The organism is Bacillus sp. FSL P2-0069, from assembly GCF_038593315.1.
In the GTDB taxonomy this organism is placed as follows: Bacteria; Bacillota; Bacilli; order Bacillales; family Bacillaceae; genus Bacillus; species Bacillus safensis.
The window spans coordinates 104,316-128,761 of record NZ_CP151984.1 but is presented as its reverse complement, the minus strand read 5'-3'; the positions used below and the strand labels follow the sequence as shown (position 1 = coordinate 128,761).

Sequence of the window (24,446 nt, the reverse complement as noted above, 5' to 3'; positions counted from 1 at the left end):
CCCTAGTCACTTGCTCTAATCGTTTCTGCTATTCTTTTGTGACTGCGTCACGTTCAAGATCGACAGGTGCGAGGTCTGCAGCATCTTCGTCATTAGATAACGCTAATCCGTCTGCTTTCTTCGTTTCCTCATCGTCTTCTAAATCTCTCATTTCTATCTCTTCTTCATCGCCGGATAGGATTTTCACATCCATACCTAAACTTTGAAGTTCTTTGATTAACACTTTGAATGATTCAGGGACACCTGGTTCAGGTACGTTATCCCCTTTGACGATGGCTTCGTATGTTTTCACACGACCCACAACGTCATCTGATTTAACTGTTAAGATCTCTTGAAGTGTATATGCTGCACCGTAAGCTTCAAGTGCCCATACTTCCATCTCTCCGAAACGCTGACCACCAAACTGTGCTTTACCGCCAAGTGGCTGCTGCGTAACAAGTGAGTATGGTCCAGTTGAACGAGCGTGAAGTTTATCGTCAACCATGTGAGCCAGTTTGATCATGTACATGATTCCGACAGATACACGGTTGTCGAATGGTTCACCAGTTCGACCGTCATAAAGGACTGTTTTCGCATCACGGGACATACCTGCTTCTTCAAGCGTTTCCCAAACATCTTCCTCGCGCGCACCATCAAATACTGGTGACGCAATGTGGATGCCAAGGTAACGTGCAGCCATACCCATATGAAGCTCAAGTACCTGACCGATGTTCATACGAGATGGTACCCCTAGAGGGTTCAACATGATATCGATCGGTGTTCCGTCTGGAAGATAAGGCATATCTTCTTCTGGAAGGATTTTAGAGATAACCCCTTTGTTACCATGTCGTCCGGCCATTTTGTCACCTTCAGAAATCTTACGTTTCTGAACGATGTATACGCGGACTAATTGGTTTACACCTGGAGGTAATTCATCTCCATCTTCACGGTTGAAGACTTTTACATCGTGGATAATTCCGCCGCCGCCGTGTGGAACACGCAGTGACGTATCACGAACTTCACGAGCCTTTTCACCGAAGATTGCATGTAATAGACGTTCTTCAGCTGTTAGTTCAGTTACACCTTTAGGCGTTACTTTTCCTACAAGAAGGTCTCCATCTTTTACTTCTGCACCAATACGGATGATTCCGCGCTCGTCAAGGTTGCGTAAAGCATCTTCCCCAACGTTTGGAATATCACGAGTGATTTCTTCTGGTCCAAGCTTTGTATCACGAGCTTCTGATTCATATTCTTCAATATGAATAGACGTGTAGACGTCATCTTTTACAAGGCGCTCACTCATGATGATCGCATCCTCGTAGTTGTAACCGTCCCAAGTCATGAATCCGACCATAACGTTACGTCCTAGAGCCAATTCACCTTTTTCCATAGAAGGTCCGTCTGCAAGAATTTCTCCTTTAACGACTTCATCTCCAACACTTACGATAGGGCGCTGGTTGTAGCAAGTCCCTTGGTTAGAGCGGACAAATTTCAGCAGGCTGTATTTGTCTAGGTTTCCTTTGACTTGTTGTCCGTCAACGTCCTCATAACGGCGAACCCAAATATTTTTTGCTTCTACACGTTCTACAACACCTGGGTAGCGGCAGATGACTGCAGCACCAGAGTCTTTACCTGATACGTACTCCATCCCTGTACCAACAATCGGTGATTCCGGCTGCATCAAAGGCACAGCCTGACGCTGCATGTTCGCTCCCATTAGAGCACGGTTAGAGTCATCGTTTTCTAAGAATGGGATACATGCTGTCGCTGCAGAAACAACCTGCTTTGGCGAAACGTCCATGTAGTCAACGCGGTTTCGAGGAACAACGGTGTTTTCCCCTCTGAAACGAGCAATGATATTATCATCGATAAACGAACCATCATCAGCTAACTGAGCGTTCGCTTGTGCTACTACGTAGTTATCCTCTTCATCAGCAGTTAAGTAATCGATTCTCGGTGTCACTTTACCAGTTTCAGGATCAACCCGGCGGTAAGGTGTTTCGATAAATCCGAAGCGATTCACTTTTGCAAATGAAGATAGAGAGTTGATCAAACCAATGTTTGGACCCTCTGGTGTTTCAATCGGACACATACGTCCATAGTGAGAGTAGTGAACGTCACGAACTTCCATTCCTGCACGCTCACGTGTCAAACCACCCGGTCCAAGCGCTGACAGACGACGTTTGTGCGTCAATTCAGCAAGCGGGTTTGTTTGATCCATGAACTGAGAAAGCTGAGAACTACCAAAGAACTCTTTGATAGAAGCGATCACAGGACGAATGTTGATCAGCTGCTGAGGTGTGATCGTGTTTGTGTCTTGAATCGACATTCTTTCACGAACAACACGCTCCATTCTGCTTAAACCAATACGGAATTGGTTTTGCAGAAGTTCACCTACAGAACGCAGACGACGGTTACCAAGGTGGTCGATATCATCTGTGTCACCTACACCATGAAGAAGGTTGAAGAAGTAACTGATTGATGCAATGATGTCAGAAGGCGTGATGTTTTTCACAGCTTCCTCTACATATGCATTTCCAATCACGTTGATCACTTGCTCGCCTTCTTGATCAGTCGGTGCATAAATCTTAATAGATTGAAGTTCTACTTCATCTTCTACTACGCCACCATTAGGATAAAGCTTTCTAAATCCGATGCCGTTTTCTAAGTATGGAAGAACTTTATCAAGAACTCTTCTGTCTAAAATTTGACCTTTTTCTGCTAGAATTTCACCTGTTTCAGGATCAACTAACGTTTCAGCCAATTTTTGATTGAACAGTCTATTTTTAATATGAAGCTTCTTATTAATCTTGTAGCGTCCAACATTTGCTAGGTCATATCTCTTCGGATCGAAGAAGCGAGAGTCTAGCAAGCTTTTCGCATTTTCAACAGTTGGCGGCTCTCCAGGACGGAGGCGCTCGTAGATTTCGAGAAGTGCTTTATCTGCATTCTCTGTATTGTCTTTTTCCAGCGTGTTGCGTAAGTATTCATTCTCGCCAATGAGGTCAAGAATCTCTTGATCAGAGCTGAAGCCGAGAGCACGCAAAAGAACCGTAACCGGCAACTTACGTGTGCGATCGATGCGTACATAGACTACATCCTTCGCATCAGTTTCGTATTCTAACCATGCGCCACGGTTTGGAATGACAGTCGCAGTAAAACCTTTTTTACCGTTTTTGTCTACTTTACCACTGAAATATACACTTGGAGAACGCACTAACTGAGAAACGATTACACGTTCCGCACCATTAATGATAAAAGTACCTGTGTCTGTCATGATTGGGAAATCACCCATAAACACATCTTGGTCTTTTACTTCTCCAGTTTCTTTGTTAATTAAACGAACTTTTACTCTTAGTGGAGCAGAGTAAGTTACATCACGTTCTTTTGATTCTGCTACAGGATACTTAGGATCCCCTAGGCTGTAATCAATGAATTCAAGAGAAAGGTTACCAGTAAAATCCTCAATTGGGGATATATCTTGAAACATCTCTCTAAGACCCTCATCAAGAAACCACTGATAAGAAGAGGTTTGAATTTCAATGAGATTTGGTAATTCTAACACTTCGCTTATGCGTGCGTAGCTTCTGCGCTGGCGGTGTCGTCCATACTGAACTAGTTGACCTGTCAACTGATTCACCCCTCAAATCATGCGTATTATATGTGTAAAAAGTATTTCTGTCTTTCAAATGTCAGTAAAGAAATACTTTTACAAGACAAAAGAAAAAAGGGTTTCTAAAATAAGAAAACCACATCCAAAAACAAATACCGATTTTATTAGTTTTCCCAAGTATGCATAATTTATACAAAATAGTTGTTTTTTAAGCCTATCAAGCAAAATATACACATTGGCATTTTATAATGTTAACACAGCTAGGAAACTGCGTCAAACTTTTTTAGCTTTGATGATATAGTAGCCCTTTTTTTTCAGCACAACCTCGACTTCTTCAAAGAGCTGCTCTAATTTTTCAATCGCAGATGGTCCACCTTGCTTTTTCTGAATAACCACCCACAACTCACCTTCCGGCAATAAATGATCAGCACTTTTTTCAAAGATCGCATGTACAACTTTCTTCCCTGCCCGTATTGGGGGATTGGTCAGTATAGAGGCAAAAGCAGCTGAGGAATGAACATTCGAGAACAAATCACTTTGATAGATGCGGACATTATCAATGCGATTATGTTTAGCGTTTTCCTTTGAAAGTTCGACTGCTCTTTCGTTCACATCAATCATATGAATGGTACGGCTAGTCATTTCGTTTGCTAACGATAAGCCAATCGGTCCATAACCGCAACCGACATCTAAGACATCGCCATCCAAATCAGGTTCTTCGAAAGCTTCAATTAAAAGCCTTGAACCAAAGTCGACTTCTTTCTTAGAAAACACTCCACTGTCACTTGTAAAAGTAAAGGTACGGTTTCTCAAGGTGAAGTCCCATGTCTGTTTATTGCTTTTCACTGATGGCTTTTCCGTATAATAGTGGTCACTCATGGTGAATGGACCTCCTCTGGATTCAATCGTTTCAGGAGATTAGAAAAGAAAAAGCCCGCCAGTAAAAGCGAGCTTTCCCAAAAGATTAGGCGAAGATTACTTAACTTCTACAGAAGCGCCAACTTCTTCAAGCTTAGCTTTAAGTTCTTCAGCTTCTTCTTTAGCAATACCTTCTTTAAGTGGTTTTGGAGTGTTGTCAACAAGTTCTTTAGCTTCTTTCAAGCCAAGACCAGTGATTTCACGAACCACTTTGATAACTTTGATTTTTTGGTCTCCAGCACCAGCAAGTACTAGATCAAAATCAGTTTTTTCTTCAGCAGCAGCACCGCCACCAGCAGCTACAGCTACAGGAGCAGCAGCAGTTACGCCAAATTCTTCTTCGATTGCTTTTACTAAGTCGTTTAACTCAAGTACAGTTGCTTCTTTAACTGAAGCAATGATTTCTTCGATATTTAAAGCCATTTGTAATTCCTCCATTTTAAGTTTTTTTACGTAAACGTAAAGTACGCATTAAGCGCCTTGTTCTTCTTTTTGATCTGCAACTGCTTTAGTAGCAAGAGCAAGATTACGAACTGGAGCTTGAAGAACGCTAAGCAACATAGAAAGTAAGCCTTCGCGAGACGGAAGTTCCGCAAGAGCCTTCACTTCTTCTACAGTCGCTACGTTTCCTTCGATGACACCAGCTTTGATTTCTAAAGCTTCGTGGCTTTTCGCAAATTCGTTGATGATTTTCGCAGGTGCGATAACATCTTCGTTACTGAATGCGATAGCGTTTGGACCTGTTAAGAAATCGTTTAAACCCGTTAGTTCAACTTGTTCAACTGCACGGCGAGTCAAAGTGTTTTTGTAAACTTTGAATTCTACGCCAGCTTCACGAAGCTGTTTACGAAGTTCAGTCACTTCAGAAACAGAAAGACCGCGGTAATCTACAATGACAGTAGACATACTATCTTTAAATTTAGAAGTAATTTCATCAACGACAACTTTTTTAGTATCGATTGCATTGCTCATGGTTACACCTCCTGTACATTCTTTGTGTAACACTTATACCGATCAGGCCATCACGTTCCTAACGAACGGTTCTCCATATAAAAAGCCTCCATTAAGACATGGAGGCTGTATATACAAGCATACGTTAACGTAAGACTGTGACATATACACCTCGGCGGGTTATTTAAGCCATAAGGCCCCTGCTGTCTACGGTATAAATGGACATTATTCTATTTTACAACATTTTGATATTATCAAAATGGTTGTCATAAGTCAAGAATTATTTTGCAGAGAAAGAAGATGGATCCACTTTCACGCCAGGGCCCATAGTAGATGTAACAGAAACGTTTTTCACGTATACACCTTTAGCCGCTGCAGGTTTTGCTTTAAGGATTGTGTCATAGATTGTTGCAAAGTTCTCAACAAGCTTTTCGTCCTCGAAAGAAACCTTTCCGATTGGCGCGTGGATATTACCAGCTTTATCAACGCGGTATTCTACTTTACCAGCTTTGATTTCATTGATTGCTTTTTCAACTTCGAACGTTACAGTTCCTGTTTTAGGGTTTGGCATAAGACCTTTTGGTCCAAGTACACGACCGATCTTACCAACTTCACCCATCATGTCAGGTGTCGCAACGATTACATCGAATTCGAACCAGCCTTGTTGGATTTTAGTGATGTAATCAGAATCTCCAACGTAGTCTGCTCCAGCAGCTTCTGCTTCTTTTGCTTTTTCGCCTTTAGCGAACACAAGAACGCGTTGAGTTTTACCAGTTCCGTTAGGAAGTACAACTGCACCGCGGATTTGTTGATCGTTTTTACGAGGGTCTACGCCCAAACGAAAAGCAACTTCTACAGTCGCATCAAATTTCGCTGTATTTGCTTTTTTTGTAAGAGAAACAGCTTCAGCTACATCATACGCTTTAGTACGTTCGATCAGCTTAGCAGCTTCTACATACTTTTTACCTTTTTTAGCCATTATAAAAATCCTCCTTATGTGGTTTTAGCGGAATAACCTCCCACGAATAAGGGTTGCGAACTTGTCAAAACCAAACTCGCAACCCAACAAGACAAAAAATTAATCTTCGATGACAATACCCATACTGCGTGCAGTACCTTCAACCATGCGCATAGCTGATTCAACGCTAGCAGCGTTTAAGTCAGGCATTTTTGTTTCCGCGATTTCGCGTACTTTATCACGCTTAACAGTTGCCACTTTATTACGGTTAGGTTCACCAGAACCAGACTCAATACCAGCTGCTTTTTTAAGTAAAACTGCAGCAGGTGGAGTTTTAGTAATAAATGTAAATGAACGGTCTTCAAAAACCGAAATTTCAACAGGAATGATAAGACCAGCTTGGTCAGCTGTACGAGCGTTAAACTCCTTACAGAATCCCATGATATTAACACCGGCTTGACCTAGTGCAGGTCCAACTGGTGGAGCTGGGTTAGCTTTTCCAGCAGGAATTTGCAATTTAACAACTTTAACTACTTTTTTAGCCACGAGACACACCTCCTTAAAGTCCGTGATGTGGTAATAGGGGAATCCCCCTCCCACTCAACAACTTCATTCTTTATATGAATGACGAAATAACTAGCTAGCGATCTTGAGTGAACTCAAGACGTACCTTTGCTATATTACCACTTCTATACACTCATTTCAAGCTCTTTTAAATTACAATTTATCGATCTGCGTGAACTCAAGTTCAACAGGTGTTTCTCTACCAAACATATTAACGAATACTTTGACTTTGCTTTTATCGTAGTCAATTTCTTCAATAGAGCCAGTGAAGTTAGCAAATGGTCCATCGATGACCTTAACTGTTTCTTTCAGTTCAAAGTCGATTTCTGTTTTGCGTTCTTCAAGACCCATTCTCTTCAGAATGGTTTCAGCTTCGCCTGGCAGCAGCGCAGTCGGCTTTGAGCCTGATCCAGCTGATCCAACGAATCCAGTGACACCTGGTGTATTACGAACGACATACCAAGAGTCGTCAGTCATCACGATTTCCACTAGGACATAGCCAGGGAATACTTTCTTTTTGACAACTTTTTTCTTACCATTTTTAATATCCGTTTCTTCTTCTTCTGGTACGACGACGCGGAAGATTTTATCCTGCATGCCCATTGATTCAACACGCTTTTCCAAATTCGCTTTTACTTTGTTTTCATAGCCAGAGTACGTATGCACAACATACCAATTCTTTTCCATTTTCGTTCAGGACTATTTAGTCCTTCCCTCCCCACATTTCATAATGTCTATTTGACGAATCTCGAGTAACGGTAAATATTTTCAAGCAATTGAAAAAACCCGTAAAACGGGTTTTTTGGCAAGTCATATTATGATCTATTATAGCACGTTCAGCAGACCATTATTCAAGTATTAATGAATTAATTCGATTAATTGTGAGATTCCTATATCAAGAAAAGAGAAAAAGATGGCAAAGAATACGACTGTTAAAATAACAGTGATTGTGTAGCGGACCATTTCGTTCTTCTTTGGCCAGCTGACCTTTTTCATTTCTTTTCCGACACTTTTTAAGAAACTGATAATACGCATGTAAAAGACCTCCACAGATTAAAGAACGCAAATCTTACTTCGTTTCTAAATGTGTTTTATGTGAATTACAAGTCTTGCAATATTTCTTAACTTCTAATCTTTCAGCTGCTGAAGCAACACTTTTCATTGTCGTATAATTGCGGCTTCCGCAGTCTTTACAGGCTAGAGTAATCTTTTTCCTCATATTTACACCTATTTTCTCGACATCATTTCATTAGTACCTTATCACAGTGTCGAAAAAGCTGTCAATATAGGTTTGATTAGAGACTAATCTCGCGAAGCTCTAAATATTTCTCTAATTTTCTCTTTACTCTTTGGAGTGCGTTATCAATTGATTTCACATGACGATTTAAATCTTCAGAAATCTCTTGATAGGATCTGCCATCAAGATAAAGCACAAGTACCTTTCTTTCCAGCTCGCTTAGCAGTTCACCCATCTTCATTTCGATATCATCAAATTCTTCTTTGCTAATAATTAAGTCTTCTGGGTTAAGCGCTTTAGCACCGGAAATGACATCCAATAATGTTCTGTCCGATTCTTCATCGTAGATCGGCTTGTCTAATGATACATAGGAATTTAACGGGATATGTTTTTGGCGAGTAGCTGTTTTAATTGCGGTGATAATTTGGCGGGTAATACATAATTCTGCAAAAGCCTTAAATGAAGTAAGCTTGTCCTCTCTGAAATCGCGGATAGACTTATAAAGTCCGATCATTCCCTCTTGGACAATGTCCTCTCGATCCGCTCCTATCAAGAAATAAGATCTTGCTTTCGCACGTACAAAATTGCGGTATTTCGTTATTAAATAATCTAGCGCATCACTATCTCCGACATGAACCCTTTCAATGACTTGTTCATCTTCCAACTGGCAAAATTGCTCTCTGATGGACTTACCCTTGCTGTTGTTTAGATTCACTTCGATCCCCCCGACCGCACCTAGATAGAAATATTATACATTAATGGTTGAAATATCGTCAAGCTATTCCAGATTCCCGCGCCGCCATTTTTCAAACGTTTTCAATACATCTTCTGACAATTCAATCTTAGATGCTGGTTTATCAGAAGTAATCTTTTTGACCCTCGTTTCAATCTTTCGTTCTATCACTTCAATCTCTCTTAAAAGCTCACGAGCCGACTTCCGAAGAGCTCCTTGTCCAAAAATAGCCCATTGTTCCGTAAAATCTGAGGTTGCCACATGAATTTGCGTCCGTATATTATTCAAATCCTGCGCCAGCTTTTCAATCCGCTCATCCGCCGTTTCATTCTCTCTCGTAAAGATGACCTCTACTCGGTGGTTGGTCCGCTTCTTTTCAATTCCTTTGACCATATGGGCATCGAATACGACAATGACTCGATACCCTGTGTATGCTTGATATTCTGCTAAATGTTGAATCAGTACGTCTCTGGCTTCTTCAAAGCTGTTTTCCTTTAAGTGCTGCAGCTGAGGCCATGCACCTATCATGTTGTATCCATCGACTAAGAGGATATCCATCTCTATTCTCCTAACGGATAACGTTTTCGATACACTTCATACATCAATAAACCAGCGGCAACTGATGCGTTTAACGAAGTAACCTTCCCGGCCATAGGCAGTTTAATCAGAAAATCACACTTTTCCTTAATCAATCGGCCAATTCCTTTTCCCTCGCTGCCAATCACAAGAGCCAGCGGCATCGTGCCATCAAATTGTCTGTAATCCTGTTTAGCAGACGCATCTGTTCCCGCAACCCAGATTCCTCTTTCTTTCATTTCATCAAGGGCTCTTGAAAGATTGGTCACTTTTGCAACAGGAATATGCTCAATTGCTCCAGTGGATGCCTTAGCAACTGTTGTTGTTAGACCGACCGCTCTCCTTTTCGGAATGACAATCCCGTGTGCACCTACAGCATCTGCCGTTCTCATAATAGATCCTAAATTATGCGGGTCTTCAATCTCATCTAAAATCAGAAAGAAAGGCTGTTCATTCCGCTTTTCAGCGATTTGATACAGGTCGTCCAATTCTGCATATTCATATGCTGCTACTTGTGCAACGATTCCCTGGTGCTGACCTGTAACCATTTGATCAAGCTTTTTCCTCGGAACATACTGAATGGTGATATTTTGCTTTTTAGCGAGTTCAATGACCTGCTGGGCTTGTCCTTTTACAGTGTTTTCTGCCATCCAGAGCTTGTATAACTCCCGATCTGACTTCAGTGTCTCAATCACTGCATTTTTCCCAATGACATAATCATGTTGCTGACTCATTTGTCTTCCTCCCTGACGTTCCGATTTCAATCGCCTGACCAATCAGCTCTTCTAAGCGTTCGTCCTGCTTTTCGATAAATAAATAACCCATGAGCGCTTCAAACGCTGTACTATAACGATACGTTTGAACGTCTGTGTTTTTAGGCACTGTGCCTGATTTTGCGTTTCTTCCTCTTTTCAGCACCGCTTCTTCTGCTTCAGTGAAAAAGCCTTGCTGCTGAAGCGTAAATAAAATAGCAGCCTGTGATTTAGCTGAAACAATGTTGCTTGCTCGTTTGTGCAGCTCATTTGGTTTTGTCGCCCCCGTTTGGAGGAGGTGATGCCTCACATATACTTCAAAAATGGCATCACCCATATAAGCCAGCGCAAGTCCGTTCAGCTGTTTACCGTCTTTCAGCTTTTCAAAATTCAACATTGCCTATTCTCCTCTTTTCCAGCGAGTACCTTGAGGAGTGTCCTCCAACACAATATTCATGTTCTTTAATTGATCACGAATTTGATCAGATAGGGCAAAGTCACGATTTCTTCTAGCTTCATTGCGTTTTTCAATTAACGCTTCTACCTCTTCGTCAAGCGTGTGCTTTTCTTCTAATGAGAAGCCGAGAACAGACGTAATTTCTTGGAACAAGCCGATAAATGCCTTGATCACTTCCTCCGAAGTATGATCATTTTCCATATAATAATTCGCCTGTTTCGCTAATTCGAATAAAACAGAGATCGCATTTGCCGTATTGAAGTCATCATTCATTTCGGAAATAAATGTTGCACGCTGCTCTTCAATTTTTGCCAGCCATTCAGCATTGTCTTCCGTGATATTTGTGCTGCTCTCTAGACGGTGATGTAAATTCGCATACGATGTTTTGAGTCGGTTAAACGCACTCTTTGTACTTTCTAATAAATCCATTGAGTAATTAATTGGGTGGCGATAGTGAACCGACAACATAAAGAAGCGAAGCACATCAGGATCTTGTTCTTTCACAATGTCATGCACCAGCACAAAGTTGCCAAGTGATTTTGACATTTTTTCATTATCGATATTAATATACCCGTTATGCATCCAATACTTCGCAAAAGGCTTCCCTGTCAAAGCCTCAGATTGGGCAATTTCATTCTCATGGTGAGGGAATGTTAAATCCTGTCCGCCAGCATGAATATCGATCGTATCACCTAAATATTTTTTGACCATTGCCGAGCATTCAATGTGCCAGCCTGGGCGTCCTTCGCCCCACGGGCTATCCCAAGAGATTTCCTGATCCTTTGCAGCCTTCCAAAGAGCAAAGTCCAGTGCATCTCGTTTCTTTTCACCTACTCGAATACGGGCACCTGTCTTCAGTTCATCAATTGATTGGTGAGAAAGCTTTCCATAGCCTTCAAATGAGCGTGTGCTGTAATACACGTCGCCATCTGCTTCATAGGCGTAGCCTTTTTCAATCAATGTGGCAATAAACGCAATGATATCATCCATGTTTTCCGTCACTCGCGGGTGAAGGTCTGCTTTTTTGCAGCCGAGTGCACTGACGTCTTCGAAGTAGGCCTGGATAAACCGGTCAGCAATTGTCGGCACATCTTCTCCGAGTTCGTTGGCTGCTTTGATGAGTTTATCATCCACATCTGTAAAGTTTGATACAAAGTTCACATCGTAACCGCTGTATTCTAAATACTTACGTACAGTGTCATAAACAATAGCAGGTCTAGCATTCCCGATATGAATGTAGTTATAAACGGTTGGTCCGCACACATACATCTTGACCTTTCCTGGCTCAAGCGGGACAAATTCTTCCTTCTTACGTGTCAATGTATTATAAATATTGATTGTCATGATTGTTCTTCCTTTCTGCTCAATGAAGCCAGCTCACCTTTTAGCTTTTCCATTTCTCGTTCCAATTCTTTGAAACGATCGGAAATTGGATCTGGCAAATCTTGATGATTGAGATCACGATTGATTTTCTTTCCATTTTGAACGACGACTCGCCCAGGTATACCGACAACGGTGGAATGGTCGGGTACGTCCTTTAACACGACCGACCCCGCTCCAATCTTGGCTCCTTTTCCAACTGTAATGGAACCAAGCACCTTGGCACCTGTCGCAATGAGGGCATCGTCTAAAATGGTCGGATGCCGCTTTCCCTTTTCTTTCCCTGTTCCCCCTAATGTCACGCCTTGGAAAACAGTGACGTTGTCTCCAATTTCACATGTTTCCCCGATCACGACGCCCATGCCGTGATCAATGAAGAACCGCCTGCCAATGGTTGCCGCCGGATGGATTTCCACCCCTGTGAAAAAACGGCTGACCTGAGAAATGATCCGTGCAATAAAATACAGCTTCCGCTTATAAAATGCATGCGCAATACGGTGAGCCCAAATCGCATGAAGTCCTGAATAGGTTAGCACTACTTCAATATAGCTTCTAGCAGCAGGATCTTGATCAAACACAGTATCAATATCTTCTTTCAGCATTTTGAAAAACACATGCTCCCCCCGTTCTTCCCCATCAATCTCTCTTAGGACTTGCTCTCTTTTTTTGGACAAATAAAAAACGCCTCTGCCATATGACAGAGACGTTTTGAAAACGCGGTTCCACTCTGTTTAGAAAGCCACTTATCTTGAAGCCTTCTCAACTTAATCCCATAACGGAGGGTACCGCCCTTGCATACTAACGTACGTGTTCCTCAAGGGTCTTGAGGGTGCATTTCCAACATCTGCCCATAAGTCTCTTTCAGCCGGTGGAGACTCTTTCTGTGATGGACGAGTACATTGTACTTCTCCCTCGCAACGATTTCCTTATATTTGTTTAATGCGGTTTAATACCGTTTCTTTACCTAGTAATTCAATACTTTGCGGAAGTTCTGGGCCATGCGTTTGTCCTGTGACAGCCACACGAATCGGCATGAATAGTTTCTTGCCTTTATGCCCTGTTTCTTTTTGTACCGCTTTAATGGCAGCCTTGATTTCATCAGGTGTGAAAGACTCAAGCTGTTCAAGATGACCTGCAAAAGATGCCATGACTTCTGGTACTTGCTCCTCTGCTAGAACTTCCTTTGCCTCTTGATTATACTCAATTTGCTCCTTAAAGAACAACTCTGTCAACTCAACAATTTCTGCTCCGTAGCTTAATTGTTCGTGATACAGAGAAATAAGCTTGCGTACCCACGTGTTTTCTTCTTCAGTCAGCTGCTCACTTACCTTGCCTGCCTTTTGAAGATGTGGAAGTGTTAGTGCCACAACCTGATCAAGATCAAGTGCTTTCACGTATTGGTTGTTCACCCATTTTAGTTTATGCATATCGAATAGAGCTGGTGACTTAGAAAGTCGGTTCACATCAAAAATGTCGATGAATTGCTCTTTTGTAAACAGTTCTTCTTCGCCTACTGGAGACCATCCAAGTAATGCAATGAAGTTAAACAGGGCTTCAGGTAAATAGCCTAAATTCTTATATTGCTCGATGAATTGAATAATCGATTCATCACGTTTACTTAATTTCTTGCGGTTCTCGTTCACAATCAGCGTCATATGTCCGAATAGCGGAACATCCCAGCCAAATGCATGAAAAATCATGATTTGTTTAGGGGTATTTGAAATATGATCCTCTCCGCGAAGAACGTGAGTCATTTTCATCAAATGATCATCCACGGCAACTGCAAAGTTATAAGTTGGCGTGCCATCTTTCTTCACAATAACAAAGTCACCAATGCCGTCTGTTTCAAATGAAATATCACCTTTGACCATGTCGTCAAATTTGATGATTTCTCCTTTTGGTACTCGGAAGCGGATGCTTGGCTCTCTTCCTTCAGCAATCAGCTTGTCCTCTTCTTCTTTTGATAAATGACTGCATTTACCAGAATATCGAGGCATTTCGCTGCGGGCGATCTGTGCTTCACGCTCTGCCTCTAGCTCTTCTGCCGTACAATAGCACTTATACGCCAAGTCCTTCTCTAGCAGCTCATCATAATATTTTTTATAAATATCATTACGCTCTGATTGTCTGTAAGGACCGTAGCCGCCATCTTTATCAATGCTCTCATCCCAATCAATACCGAGCCATTTCAGGTGGCGAAGCTGGCTTTCCTCCCCGCCCTCTACATTACGCTTTTGATCCGTATCCTCGATTCGAATAATAAATTTGCCGCCTTGGCTGCGTGCGAACAAATAGTTGAAAAGAGCCGTTCTAGCATTCCCAATATGTAAATGACCAGTTGGACTCGGTGCATAACGAACACGCACTTCATTTCCCATGAGTTTAACTTCCTTTCATCTGCATCATGTTGTCTGACACCAATTTTTTATAAACGTATTTTATCATCAAAACCCATTCTCATCAAAATGGATTTTACTTTTTCTGAAGAAGCACTGTTGCCTGAGAGGCAATTCCTTCGCCTCTTCCTGTAAATCCAAGTTTCTCTGTCGTTGTTGCTTTGACATTCACCTGTGTGACATCTGCCTCAAGCGCTTCTGCAATTTTCTCACACATTGGTTGAATGTAAGGTGCCATTTTTGGCTTTTGCGCCATGATGGTGCAGTCAATATTCACAAGTGTGTAGCCCTTTTCTTTCACAAGTGCCCACACATGCTGCAATAATTTAAAAGAATCTGCATCCTTAAACTCAGGGTCAGTGTCCGGGAAATGTCTGCCGATATCTCCTTCAGCAATCGCACCCAGGCAGGCATCTGCCACTGTATGAAGCAGTACGTCAGCGTCTGAATGACCTAGCAGTCCCTTTTCATAAGGGATGGTGACCCCGCCAATAATCAGAGGTCTCCCCTCTGTTAATTGATGTACATCAAAACCTTGTCCTATTCTCAACATGATCTAGTACCCTCTTTCCGCATCCATAATTGCCTTGGCAACCAATAAATCATCCGGTGTTGTCAGCTTAATATTGGTATAGTCTCCTTGGACAATATACACATTCTCACCTTGTAATTGTTCAACAAGACTGGCGTCGTCTGTTCCAAAGAAGCCTGTCCGCTCCGCATATTCATGCGCCTCTTTTAAAATAGAATGACGAAAAGCTTGTGGGGTCTGGACTGCCCACAAGCTCTGACGTTCAATGGTTTGTTCCACTTTGCCTTCTTGAACGCGTTTGATTGTGTCTTTCACTGGTACCGCTACAACTGCGGAGCCTTTTTCAATCGCTGCTTTAACGAGCAAGTCAATCTGTGTATGCTTAATAAAAGGCCTTGCCCCATCATGAACAAGCACGATGTCCGCATCTTTCACAGCCTTTAATCCTTCGTATACACTTTGCTGACGTTCTTCACCGCCAGTGACAAGTGAAACAGGCGTTTGAAAAGCGTGTACCTTGAGTAGCCTTTCAAAGTCTTGACGCTCCTCTTCATTGATCGCTAGGATCATGCGTTTGCATTGCGCATGAGCGTCAAACACCTTTAGTGTATGAATGATGACCGGCATTCTTTTCAGCTCAATAAAAAGCTTATTACGGCCGGCCTTCATTCGTTTCCCTTGCCCCGCAGCCGGAATAACTACTTCATAATACATGTTCGTTCTCCCTTTAGAGCGCCTTCTCCAGAAGTTTTGGCTTCGCAAAAATCATTCTTCCAGCAGCAGTCTGCAGCACACTTGTGACGAGCACGTCAATGTCTTTTCCAATGTAATTGCGTCCTTCTTCGACCACAATCATCGTACCGTCATCTAAGTAAGCAACACCTTGGTTATGCTCTTTTCCATCTTTGATGACCTGTACCTTCATTTCTTCCCCAGGCAGTACAACCGGTTTAACGGCATTGGCTAGATCATTGATGTTTAACACTGCTACTTTTTGAAGTTCGCATACTTTATTTAAATTAAAATCATTGGTCACAACAACACCTGAAGTTAATTTCGCCAGCTTCACAAGCTTGCTATCAACCTCTTGAATGTCTTCGAAGTCACCTTCGTAAATTTCAACTTTGATATCCAATTCTTTTTGAATACGATTTAAAATATCTAGACCTCTTCGGCCTCTATTTCTCTTTAATACATCTGAAGAGTCTGCAATATGCTGTAATTCCTCGAGTACAAATTGAGGAATGACCATGACGCCTTCTAAGAATCCAGTTTGACAAATATCTGCGATTCTTCCATCAATGATAACACTTGTGTCTAAAATTTTCAGCTTTTTATCTTCTATTTCAGGTTCATCATCAGCTGCTCCCTTTTTCTTTGTGACCTTTGCAGATCGGGAGAACAGCCCTATCATTTCATCCTTCTTCTTAAATCCTACCTGAAATCCAAGGTATCCTAAAAAGAAAGCCAGGAAAATCGGAATAATGGTACCAAAAATATGATATGGGATATTGTTTAGCGGGATCACGTTTACAATAAGATATGCTAGAATAAGTCCAAATACTAATCCGAAACTTCCAGATATAAGATCAGGAAGAGGCGCCTTCAATAGAGAATCCTCGATCCATTTCACCCAATTTACCACATAACCTGTGCACCATTTACCAATGATGAAGAACACAACGGCTCCTATTAGTGCTGATGAGTAAGCATTTGTTATGAAAGGTATGTCCTTTACATTTAAAAGCAGAAATAACTCTGGAATGATAAAAATCCCTACAACTGCACCCAAAATGATAAAAAACGCCTGAACGATTCTTTTTAACATACCTTCACCTCCTTTATTTTTCATCTGTCAATCCACCTTCATCTGACATTAATATATGTTTAAGTTTCCTATCATGAGCAACAGAAAACAAAACCATCATTAATATACCCATATTCATCCATTTTTAACCGTAATAGAGAAAAATTTCTCTTCTTAAAGCTGACGGTCAATGTAATGTTTTTCTTGTAACCTTTTTAATCCTTTTTTTATCTTTTTCGCTCTTACTTCTCCAATTCCTTCTACTTCATCCAATTCTTGTACATCTGCTTCCATAATTCGATCTAGCACACCGAATGCTTCAACCACATTTTCGACGATTGGCATTGGCAGTCTAGGGATTTTATGAAGCAATCTATATCCTCTTGTGTACACATATTCGTCAATATTTGTAGAAGCTGGATACCCAAGTAACTTGTACAGAATGGAATCATCTAAAAGCTCAAAGCTCGACATATCTTGAAGTTGTTTAAGCAGCACATACGGATCTTTGATCTTTTCTTTCACGTAATCTTTAATAAATAAAGCTGCTTCCTGCTCCATATCTGTAATCAATTCATTGACTTGCAGACGGATCAAGTGTCCCTCTGTTCCGAGCTCTTTGATATACATATTGATTTCATTTTTGATCCTGAGTACCATTTCGTAGCGGTGCAGCACGGATAATACATCCCCAAAGGTCACAAGCTCTTCAAATTCTAGGGCGCTTAACGCAGAAATGGCGTGATCTAAAATCGTTTTATATTTCTCAAGTGTTTGAATGGCTTGATTGGCCTTTGTTAAAATAAAGCCAATATCTTTCAGCGTATAACGACGATTCCCTTGGTATAAGGTAATGACGTTCCTCCGTTCAGAAATGGCAATGATTAAGCAGCCTGTCTGCTTTGCTACACGTTCAGCCGTCCGGTGCCTCATGCCTGTTTCCGATGAATGGATGGTTGCATCTGGCATCAGCTGTGTATTCGCATACAAGATTTTTTGACCAGAATCGCTAAGAATAATGGCCCCGTCCATCTTCGCCAATTCATATAAATGTGCTGGGGAGAAGGCTGAATTAATGTGAAATCCTCCATCTACCACACTCTTTACTTTGTCATTATAACCAACAACAATGAGCCCGCCAGTATTGGCTCTCAGGACGTTTTCAATCCCTGCCCGCAGAGGTGTTCCTGGTGCCACAAACTGTACAATATCTAAGAGATCGAGTTCTCTCGCTCCTTTTTTCTCTTTTTCCATTTCTATGATCCCCCTAGTGAAATTCGAAGTGCCTCCGCTACATTTTCTACACCAACTAACTCAATCCCTCTCGGCTTTTTCCATCCGTCTATATTCGCCTGAGGAATAAACATTCGCTTAAATCCTAGTTTTGCAGCTTCCTGCACTCGCTGTTCAATTCTTGATACTCTTCTGACTTCTCCCGTCAGACCGACCTCTCCTATAAAGCAATCCGCTTGATGCGGCGCTGCATCTTTAAAGCTTGATGCAATACTGACAGCAATAGCTAAGTCAATCGCCGGTTCGTCAAGCTTCACACCGCCTGCGACCTTTAAATACGCATCTTGGTTTTGCAGCAGCAGCCCCACGCGTTTTTCTAAAACTGCCATGAGCAGCGATACTCGATTATGATCAAGGCCAGTGGCCATTCTTCGCGGATTCCCAAAGCTTGTCGGGGAAATTAATGCCTGTATCTCGACAAGTACGGGTCTTGTTCCTTCCATTGAGGCAACAACACACGAACCAGATACACCTGCCGACCGCTCTTCTAGAAAGATTTCTGATGGGTTTAATACTTCCGTGAGCCCTTCCTCTCTCATTTCAAAAATTCCCAATTCATTCGTTGAACCAAATCGGTTTTTGACCGCCCGTAAGATACGAAACGTATGATGACGCTCGCCTTCAAAATAAAGAACTGTGTCCACCATATGCTCTAAAAGGCGTGGACCTGCGATCGAGCCTTCTTTGGTCACGTGACCAACGATAAAAATAGGAATACCATTTGTCTTGGCAATCTTCATCAGCTGCGCTGTACATTCTCTAACTTGAGATACAGAGCCGGGAGCTGACGTGATATCGCTTTGGTAAACGGTTTGAATCGAATCCACCACAACAAAAGCAGGTTTCATCTCCTGTATAGCAGACGTTATATACTCCATATCGGTTTCAGCCAAAACATGTAAAGAGGCGCTTTCAATGCCAAGGCGGTCCGCTCTTAGCTTCGTTTGTTTAATGGACTCCTCACCAGATATGTATAACACATTCTGATTTTTGTCTGAGAGCTGTGCTGATACTTGTAATAATAATGTGGACTTCCCAATCCCAGGATCTCCGCCGATGAGAACAAGAGAACCTTTGACAATTCCACTTCCTAATACTCGGTTAAATTCTTCTAAATTTGTTTTAATTCGGGGTTCTTCGGATGTTTCAATTGCAGATATAGGTGAAGGTTTTTGAATGGTTTGAACAGAATGATTAAAAGCACTTCGACGGTTTGCCGGCTCTTTGCGAACGACCTCTTCTGTCATACTGTTCCACGTGCCGCAGCCTGGACATTTCCCCATCCATTTGGCTGACTCATAACCGCACGATTGGCATATAAATTTTGATTTTGTCTTAGCCATAGATTGAAGAATACAACTCCTTATACTGGTCAGAAAATAAGTAAAGGGAGGCATACACCTTACTGGTATGCCTCACACTTTTTTCTTACTATATTAGTTCGTAGCAGCCGTCGCTTTTACGACAATCTCTCCATCTTCCACATCTAATACGATATGTTGACCTTTTTCAATATTCCCCTTCAGAAGCTCTTCAGAAAGTCGATCTTCTACATGCTTTTGAATCGCTCTTCTTAACGGACGCGCACCGTACTCAAGATCTACTCCTTCGTCGGCAATCTTCGCTTTTGCTGCTTCCGTCAATTCAATTGATAGGTCTTGTTCTTTTAATCGTTTTGTCAATTGATCAGACATGAGAGACACGATCTCTTTTAGATGTTTCTTCTCAAGCGAGTGGAAGACAATGATTTCATCAATCCGGTTGATAAACTCAGGTCTAAACGCACGTTTCAACTCGCCCATCACTTTGCCTTTCATATCCTTGTAATTTTGACTTTCATCCTGCACGTTAAAGCCAACATATTTATTGCGCTTCAGCTCACTAGCTCCAACGTTTGATGTCATAATCAAAATCGTATTTCTAAAGTCAACGGTACGCCCTTTAGAATCAGTCAGACGACCATCTTCTAACACTTGCAGTAAGATATTAAATACATCTGGATGCGCCTTTTCAATCTCGTCTAAAAGAACGACAGAATAAGGTTTTCTTCTCACTTTTTCAGTCAGCTGTCCACCTTCATCATAGCCCACATAGCCTGGAGGTGACCCAACAAGTCTGGATGTAGAGTGCTTCTCCATGTATTCAGACATATCAATACGGATCATTGCTTCTTCATCACCGAAAATAGACTCAGCAAGTGCTCTTGCAAGCTCCGTTTTACCAACCCCTGTTGGACCTAAGAAGATAAAGGAGCCGATTGGGCGCTTCGGATCTTTCAGGCCAGCACGCGCACGTCTCACCGCTTTTGCTACAGCGACAACCGCTTCATCCTGTCCGATCACGCGAGAGTGGAGCAATTGTTCCATATTCAGAAGCTTATCTGTCTCCGTTTGAGCAATTTTCGAAACAGGCACTCCCGTCCAGCTGGAAACGACCATTGCGATATCATCTACAGATACCTCTGAATTCTCTTGTCCCTGCTTTTCTTTCCATGATTTCTTTGTAACTTCTACTTTTTCACGCAAACGCTGTTCTGTATCTCGAAGAGAAGCTGCTTTTTCAAATTCTTGACTTTGAACTGCCGCATCCTTTTCCTTGCGTACTTCATCCAGCTTTTGCTCTAATTCTTTTAGGTTAGGCGGTGTTGTGAACGAACGTAAACGGACTTTCGAACCTGCCTCATCAATTAAATCAATCGCCTTATCTGGAAGGAATCGGTCAGAAATATAACGGTCAGACAGCTTCACCGCCGCCTCAATCGCTTCATCTGTAATAGACACACGGTGATGTGCTTCATACCGGTCTCTAAGCCCTCTTAAGATTTGAATACTTTCATCAACAGACGGCTGATCTACTTGAATTGGCTGGAAACGTCGTTCAAGCGCAGCATCCTTTTCAATATATTTACGGTACTCATCTAACGTTGTCGCCCCAATACATTGAAGCTCTCCACGTGCTAGGGATGGCTTCAAGATATTAGACGCATCAATCGCGCCCTCTGCTCCACCAGCACCAATAAGTGTATGAAGCTCGTCGATAAAGAGAATGATATTTCCTGCCTGGCGAATTTCGTCCATCACTTTTTTCAAACGATCCTCGAATTCACCACGATATTTCGTACCAGCTACAACAGTTCCCATATCCAGGGTCATTACTCGTTTATCACGCAGGATTTCAGGCACTTCATTATGAATAATTTGCTGTGCAAGACCTTCTGCGATGGCTGTTTTACCAACACCAGGCTCACCAATCAGCACAGGGTTATTTTTTGTTCTTCTACTTAGGACCTCAATGACACGTTGAATTTCTTTGCTTCGGCCAATGACAGGGTCCAAGCTGTCCTCTTTTGCGATAGCTGTTAAATCTCTTGCCAGGCTATCAAGTGTTGGTGTATTTGCATTGCTATTAGAGCCAGCTGCAGATGCACCTGTTTCATTGCTTCCAAGCAGCTGCAGGACTTGCTGGCGTGCTTTATTTAAGCTCACTCCGAGGTTATTTAAGACACGGGCAGCGACACCCTCTCCCTCACGAATAAGACCTAATAGAATATGTTCTGTCCCTACATAGGAATGACCTAGCTTTCTTGCTTCATCCATTGAAAGCTCAGTGACCTTCTTCGCTCTAGGCGTATAATGAGGAATAGCTTGAGACACCTCTTGCCCTCTTCCAATCAAGCTTTCGACTTCTTTTTGGATTTTATCTGAAACAAGGCCCAGTGCTTCTAACGCTTTGGCAGCGATGCCCTCACCTTCACGTACAAGGCCAAGTAAAATGTGCTCAGTACCTATGTTCTTATGGCCTAGGCGAATGGCTTCTTCTTGTGCAAGTGCTAATACCTTTTGAGCTCTTTCAGTGAATCTTCCAAACATCATATCGTTTCATCCTCCTGTCCATTCCTATGCATTTCTAAGCGCAGCCTTTCTCTAATAATCGCTGCTCGTTTTATATCTCGTTCATTTGGCTCTAAGGCTCCTCCTGAATATTGTTGAAGGAAGCCGGGCTGAGTCAAAATCATGAGTTCATTCAGTATATTACTTGAAAGCCCCTTAATGATACCTAAATCAATTCCAAGCCGCACATCTGACAAACACTTCGCTGTTTCCTTTGATTCAATCATACGACAATTGGCCAAAATTCCTAAGGAACGGTACACTCTGTCCTCAAGTTCAATTTTAGATGTTTGATATAACGCTTTTCGTGCAGATCGCTCTTGTTCAATGAGCTGAGCGGTCACACTATTCAAGTCATCTACAATGTCTTCTTCTGATTGACCAAGTGTCATTTGATTTGAAATTTGAAAGATGTTCCCTATTGCTTCGCTGCCCTCACCATAAATTCCTCTGACCACAAGACCTAATTGATTAATGGCCGGAATAATCCGATTCATTTGTCTTGTGAGCGCTAATGCTGGTAAATGCATCATGACCGAAGCCCTAATACCTGTACCTACATTGGTCGGACAGCTTGTTAAGTATCCTCGCTTTTCAGAAAACGCGTAATCCACTTGCTCTTCAATCCAGTCATCTACCTGATTAGCCGCTTTTAGTGCATTGGCTAGCTGAAAACCTGGGAATAAGCACTGGATTCGAATATGGTCTTCTTCATTCAGCATCACACTGATTTCTTCATTTTCAGAAAGCAAACAGCCGCCAAATCTTGATTCAGCTAAATTGGGGCTAATCAAATGCTTTTCAACAAGTACCCTCTTTGCTAAAGGCTGCGTTTCATTCATTCGAATCAGAACAAAGTTTCCAATGTCCTTCACTTCCTGGCTAGCAAACTTTTGCTCGAATTGCTGGAGAACAGCTTCAGCTTCAGCTTGAGAAAACTGAGTTGGGAAACGAACATGCTCTAGATTGCGCGCTAGCCGGATACGACTGCTTAGAACAATGTCACTTTCTGGTCCTTTTTGTTTCATCCACTGACTAAGAGCGTCTTGAATAAAATGCTGGAGCGACATGACGTTAATCTCCCTCCCTCTGCTGAGATTGCTCATGCTCTAATGCACGAATTTGATCTCGAACTTCCGCTGCCTTTTCGAACTCTTCCTGTTCAATCAGCTGCTTCAGCTCTTGCTGCATTAACTCAAGTTTCCGGCGAACATGCAGGCTGCCGGCAATTCGTTTTGGTACTTTTCCATTATGGACTGTATTTCCACTATGGACTTTCCGTAAAACAGGGTTCAGATACTGATCAAATGTACGATAGCATTCTGCACAGCCAAATCGGCCTGTTTTTCTGAACTGCTGAAAGGTTAAGCCACACTTAGGACATTGATCCACTTCTTTCGCTTCTTGAAAAATAGACGAGCCCTTGTTCGCACTTGTGGTGAAGCTAGGATCAATATTCAATAAGCCTGATAATAAGTTGTGAATCGAGAAACCTTGGTTTCCACTCATAGCATATGAATCACTGTTTTCTTTTGCACATTGTTCACATATGTGCATTTCTTGTTTTTCTCCATTTATAACTTTCGTAAAGTGAAAAGTGGCTGGTCTCTCATTACATTCTTGACAAATCAATCTTTTCACCCGCTTTACTTTAATTTCAAAGCATTTAACATCGCTTTCATCATCCGAGCCCGCAGTTCATCTCGTTCAGGTAAATCAATATGCAATACAGAACGGTCCATGACACTAATCATCATCTTAGCTTCTCTTTCAGATAATATGTTATTTTCAACAAGACGCATGATGATATGATCAGATGCAGCCTGTGATAACCGATGATATATTTGGGAAATAATATTGTTCAATAAGTCGACTTCATCATTCATTTTGACTTTAATGATGCGGATATAGCCACCGCCGCCACGCTTACTTTCAACGATATAGCCTCTCTCGCTCGTAAAGCGTGTATTGATAACATAGTTAATTTGTGAAGGTACGCATTGAAATTTATCTGCAATTTCATTGCGTTTAATTTCTAATATTTCTCGACCGTTCTGATCCAAGACTTCCTTCAAATACTGCTCGATGATATCAGAAATATTTTGTGCCACTCCGCCTCCTCCTCCATTGACTTTGACTATATTTGACTTTAATCTTACTATAAATTTTTTCGATCAATTTTTCAAGATAATCGCTCAACTAACAATATTATTTCCACATTTATATGGTGTCAAACCTCCCAAAAACACAAAAAAGACCAGTTCCGACTGGAACTGATCCTAATAGAAGCTTGGCGGCGTCCTACTCTCACAGGGGGAAACCCCCAACTACCATCGGCGCTGAAGAGCTTAACTTCCGTGTTCGGTATGGGAACGGGTGTGACCTCTTCGCTATCGCCACCAAACCTGAT

Annotated in this window: 25 protein-coding genes, 1 rRNA gene and 2 other annotated features; all 26 genes read right to left on the bottom strand. The window is 41.9% G+C overall.

Translation table 11 applies throughout. The features are described 5' to 3' along the window. Positions 1-28 precede the first annotated feature (28 nt). The 26 genes from rpoB to rrf all read right to left on the bottom strand — a co-directional run bounded on the left by rpoB (position 29) and on the right by rrf (position 24,440). On the bottom strand, positions 29-3,610 hold the full coding sequence (gene rpoB, locus NSQ34_RS00690; protein WP_024425866.1) for a DNA-directed RNA polymerase subunit beta: 3,582 nt from the start codon (positions 3,608-3,610) through the stop codon (positions 29-31). 255 nt (positions 3,611-3,865) lie between these two features. Then, entirely contained in the window at positions 3,866-4,471 is a 606-nt protein-coding gene (locus NSQ34_RS00685) for a class I SAM-dependent methyltransferase (protein WP_034283897.1), read from the bottom strand. A 96-nt stretch (positions 4,472-4,567) separates the two neighbouring features. Beyond that, entirely contained in the window at positions 4,568-4,933 is a 366-nt protein-coding gene (gene rplL, locus NSQ34_RS00680) for a 50S ribosomal protein L7/L12 (RefSeq protein WP_008345418.1), read from the bottom strand. A 48-nt stretch (positions 4,934-4,981) separates the two neighbouring features. Beyond that, positions 4,982-5,482 (bottom strand): 50S ribosomal protein L10, encoded by a 501-nt coding sequence (gene rplJ, locus NSQ34_RS00675; protein WP_024425590.1) that lies wholly within the window; start codon positions 5,480-5,482, stop codon positions 4,982-4,984. Positions 5,483-5,551: 69 nt separating this feature from the next. Then, positions 5,552-5,692: a sequence feature (ribosomal protein L10 leader region), on the bottom strand. 49 nt (positions 5,693-5,741) lie between these two features. Beyond that, entirely contained in the window at positions 5,742-6,440 is a 699-nt protein-coding gene (gene rplA, locus NSQ34_RS00670) for a 50S ribosomal protein L1 (RefSeq protein WP_007496292.1), read from the bottom strand. 99 nt (positions 6,441-6,539) lie between these two features. Next, positions 6,540-6,965, bottom strand: coding sequence for a 50S ribosomal protein L11 (gene rplK, locus NSQ34_RS00665; RefSeq protein ID WP_003216956.1), 426 nt, complete (start codon positions 6,963-6,965; stop codon positions 6,540-6,542). A gap of 171 nt (positions 6,966-7,136) precedes the next feature. Continuing rightward, positions 7,137-7,670: a transcription termination/antitermination protein NusG gene (nusG, locus tag NSQ34_RS00660; RefSeq protein ID WP_003217197.1), complete on the bottom strand. Its 534-nt coding sequence runs from the start codon at positions 7,668-7,670 to the stop codon at positions 7,137-7,139. Positions 7,671-7,841: 171 nt separating this feature from the next. After that, positions 7,842-8,018: a preprotein translocase subunit SecE gene (gene secE, locus NSQ34_RS00655; RefSeq protein ID WP_008345422.1), complete on the bottom strand. Its 177-nt coding sequence runs from the start codon at positions 8,016-8,018 to the stop codon at positions 7,842-7,844. A gap of 34 nt (positions 8,019-8,052) precedes the next feature. Continuing rightward, positions 8,053-8,202: a 50S ribosomal protein L33 gene (rpmG, locus tag NSQ34_RS00650; protein ID WP_008356502.1), complete on the bottom strand. Its 150-nt coding sequence runs from the start codon at positions 8,200-8,202 to the stop codon at positions 8,053-8,055. A gap of 76 nt (positions 8,203-8,278) precedes the next feature. Beyond that, the gene (gene sigH, locus NSQ34_RS00645; protein ID WP_008345424.1) at positions 8,279-8,935 is read right to left on the bottom strand and encodes an RNA polymerase sporulation sigma factor SigH; all 657 of its coding nucleotides are present in this window, start codon (positions 8,933-8,935) and stop codon (positions 8,279-8,281) included. A gap of 63 nt (positions 8,936-8,998) precedes the next feature. Continuing rightward, positions 8,999-9,511 (bottom strand): ribosome-dependent mRNA decay endonuclease Rae1/YacP, encoded by a 513-nt coding sequence (gene rae1 / locus NSQ34_RS00640; RefSeq protein ID WP_024425589.1) that lies wholly within the window; start codon positions 9,509-9,511, stop codon positions 8,999-9,001. Positions 9,512-9,513: 2 nt separating this feature from the next. Next, a complete protein-coding gene (gene rlmB, locus NSQ34_RS00635) occupies positions 9,514-10,263 on the bottom strand; it encodes a 23S rRNA (guanosine(2251)-2'-O)-methyltransferase RlmB (RefSeq protein ID WP_024425588.1) in 750 nt (249 codons plus the stop codon). Continuing rightward, positions 10,247-10,678 carry a Mini-ribonuclease 3 gene (locus tag NSQ34_RS00630; protein WP_046314371.1) on the bottom strand — a complete coding sequence of 144 codons (432 nt, stop codon included), beginning with the start codon at positions 10,676-10,678 and terminating at the stop codon, positions 10,247-10,249. The genes rlmB and NSQ34_RS00630 overlap by 17 nt, the downstream gene beginning before the upstream one ends. A 3-nt stretch (positions 10,679-10,681) precedes the next feature. Beyond that, entirely contained in the window at positions 10,682-12,082 is a 1,401-nt protein-coding gene (gene cysS, locus NSQ34_RS00625) for a cysteine--tRNA ligase (RefSeq protein ID WP_034283904.1), read from the bottom strand. Further along, a complete protein-coding gene (cysE, locus tag NSQ34_RS00620; RefSeq protein WP_034283914.1) occupies positions 12,079-12,732 on the bottom strand; it encodes a serine O-acetyltransferase in 654 nt (217 codons plus the stop codon). Before cysE ends, cysS begins: the two co-directional genes overlap by 4 nt. An 82-nt stretch (positions 12,733-12,814) precedes the next feature. Continuing rightward, positions 12,815-13,045, bottom strand: a binding site (T-box leader). Then, the gene (gltX, locus tag NSQ34_RS00615; RefSeq protein WP_176967283.1) at positions 13,045-14,496 is read right to left on the bottom strand and encodes a glutamate--tRNA ligase; all 1,452 of its coding nucleotides are present in this window, start codon (positions 14,494-14,496) and stop codon (positions 13,045-13,047) included. It overlaps the preceding feature by 1 nt. A gap of 94 nt (positions 14,497-14,590) precedes the next feature. After that, complete coding sequence (gene ispF / locus NSQ34_RS00610; RefSeq protein WP_003216928.1) at positions 14,591-15,067, bottom strand: 2-C-methyl-D-erythritol 2,4-cyclodiphosphate synthase; 477 nt, start codon at positions 15,065-15,067, stop codon at positions 14,591-14,593. A gap of 3 nt (positions 15,068-15,070) precedes the next feature. Beyond that, positions 15,071-15,760 (bottom strand): 2-C-methyl-D-erythritol 4-phosphate cytidylyltransferase, encoded by a 690-nt coding sequence (gene ispD, locus NSQ34_RS00605; protein WP_041115162.1) that lies wholly within the window; start codon positions 15,758-15,760, stop codon positions 15,071-15,073. 13 nt (positions 15,761-15,773) lie between these two features. After that, positions 15,774-16,874, bottom strand: coding sequence for a PIN/TRAM domain-containing protein (locus tag NSQ34_RS00600; RefSeq protein WP_024425582.1), 1,101 nt, complete (start codon positions 16,872-16,874; stop codon positions 15,774-15,776). Positions 16,875-17,027: 153 nt separating this feature from the next. Beyond that, a complete protein-coding gene (disA, locus tag NSQ34_RS00595; RefSeq protein ID WP_024425581.1) occupies positions 17,028-18,107 on the bottom strand; it encodes a DNA integrity scanning diadenylate cyclase DisA in 1,080 nt (359 codons plus the stop codon). A gap of 2 nt (positions 18,108-18,109) precedes the next feature. Beyond that, entirely contained in the window at positions 18,110-19,489 is a 1,380-nt protein-coding gene (gene radA / locus NSQ34_RS00590) for a DNA repair protein RadA (protein ID WP_025092231.1), read from the bottom strand. Positions 19,490-19,582: 93 nt separating this feature from the next. Further along, positions 19,583-22,018: an ATP-dependent protease ATP-binding subunit ClpC gene (gene clpC / locus NSQ34_RS00585; RefSeq protein ID WP_007496263.1), complete on the bottom strand. Its 2,436-nt coding sequence runs from the start codon at positions 22,016-22,018 to the stop codon at positions 19,583-19,585. Then, positions 22,015-23,106, bottom strand: a complete 1,092-nt coding sequence (locus tag NSQ34_RS00580) for a protein arginine kinase (RefSeq protein ID WP_024425579.1) — start codon at positions 23,104-23,106, stop codon at positions 22,015-22,017. The genes clpC and NSQ34_RS00580 overlap by 4 nt, the downstream gene beginning before the upstream one ends. Positions 23,107-23,110: 4 nt before the next feature. Beyond that, a complete protein-coding gene (locus NSQ34_RS00575; protein ID WP_024425862.1) occupies positions 23,111-23,668 on the bottom strand; it encodes a UvrB/UvrC motif-containing protein in 558 nt (185 codons plus the stop codon). A gap of 14 nt (positions 23,669-23,682) precedes the next feature. Next, entirely contained in the window at positions 23,683-24,147 is a 465-nt protein-coding gene (locus tag NSQ34_RS00570; RefSeq protein ID WP_003217184.1) for a CtsR family transcriptional regulator, read from the bottom strand. Positions 24,148-24,324: 177 nt separating this feature from the next. Then, a 5S ribosomal RNA gene (rrf, locus tag NSQ34_RS00565) occupies positions 24,325-24,440 on the bottom strand. Positions 24,441-24,446 lie beyond the last annotated feature (6 nt).

Bases quoted from the DNA above. Each gene is read 5' to 3' on its own strand.
- rae1 (WP_024425589.1), bottom strand. From the start codon at position 9,511: ATGGATATCCTCTTAGTCGATGGATACAACATGATAGGTGCATGGCCT.
- cysS (WP_034283904.1), bottom strand. From the start codon at position 12,082: ATGACAATCAATATTTATAATACATTGACACGTAAGAAGGAAGAATTT.
- NSQ34_RS00600 (WP_024425582.1), bottom strand. From the start codon at position 16,874: ATGTTAAAAAGAATCGTTCAGGCGTTTTTTATCATTTTGGGTGCAGTT.
- rplJ (WP_024425590.1), bottom strand. From the start codon at position 5,482: ATGAGCAATGCAATCGATACTAAAAAAGTTGTCGTTGATGAAATTACT.
- NSQ34_RS00685 (WP_034283897.1), bottom strand. From the start codon at position 4,471: ATGAGTGACCACTATTATACGGAAAAGCCATCAGTGAAAAGCAATAAA.
- radA (WP_025092231.1), bottom strand. From the start codon at position 19,489: ATGGCTAAGACAAAATCAAAATTTATATGCCAATCGTGCGGTTATGAG.
- rlmB (WP_024425588.1), bottom strand. From the start codon at position 10,263: ATGAGTCAGCAACATGATTATGTCATTGGGAAAAATGCAGTGATTGAG.
- ispD (WP_041115162.1), bottom strand. From the start codon at position 15,760: ATGTATTATGAAGTAGTTATTCCGGCTGCGGGGCAAGGGAAACGAATG.
- secE (WP_008345422.1), bottom strand. From the start codon at position 8,018: ATGCGTATTATCAGTTTCTTAAAAAGTGTCGGAAAAGAAATGAAAAAG.
- disA (WP_024425581.1), bottom strand. From the start codon at position 18,107: ATGGAAAAAGAGAAAAAAGGAGCGAGAGAACTCGATCTCTTAGATATT.
- NSQ34_RS00630 (WP_046314371.1), bottom strand. From the start codon at position 10,678: ATGTTGAATTTTGAAAAGCTGAAAGACGGTAAACAGCTGAACGGACTT.
- rplA (WP_007496292.1), bottom strand. From the start codon at position 6,440: ATGGCTAAAAAAGGTAAAAAGTATGTAGAAGCTGCTAAGCTGATCGAA.
- ispF (WP_003216928.1), bottom strand. From the start codon at position 15,067: ATGTTGAGAATAGGACAAGGTTTTGATGTACATCAATTAACAGAGGGG.
- clpC (WP_007496263.1), bottom strand. From the start codon at position 22,018: ATGATGTTTGGAAGATTCACTGAAAGAGCTCAAAAGGTATTAGCACTT.
- NSQ34_RS00580 (WP_024425579.1), bottom strand. From the start codon at position 23,106: ATGTCGCTCCAGCATTTTATTCAAGACGCTCTTAGTCAGTGGATGAAA.
- nusG (WP_003217197.1), bottom strand. From the start codon at position 7,670: ATGGAAAAGAATTGGTATGTTGTGCATACGTACTCTGGCTATGAAAAC.
- rpmG (WP_008356502.1), bottom strand. From the start codon at position 8,202: ATGAGGAAAAAGATTACTCTAGCCTGTAAAGACTGCGGAAGCCGCAAT.
- rplL (WP_008345418.1), bottom strand. From the start codon at position 4,933: ATGGCTTTAAATATCGAAGAAATCATTGCTTCAGTTAAAGAAGCAACT.
- gltX (WP_176967283.1), bottom strand. From the start codon at position 14,496: ATGGGAAATGAAGTGCGTGTTCGTTATGCACCGAGTCCAACTGGTCAT.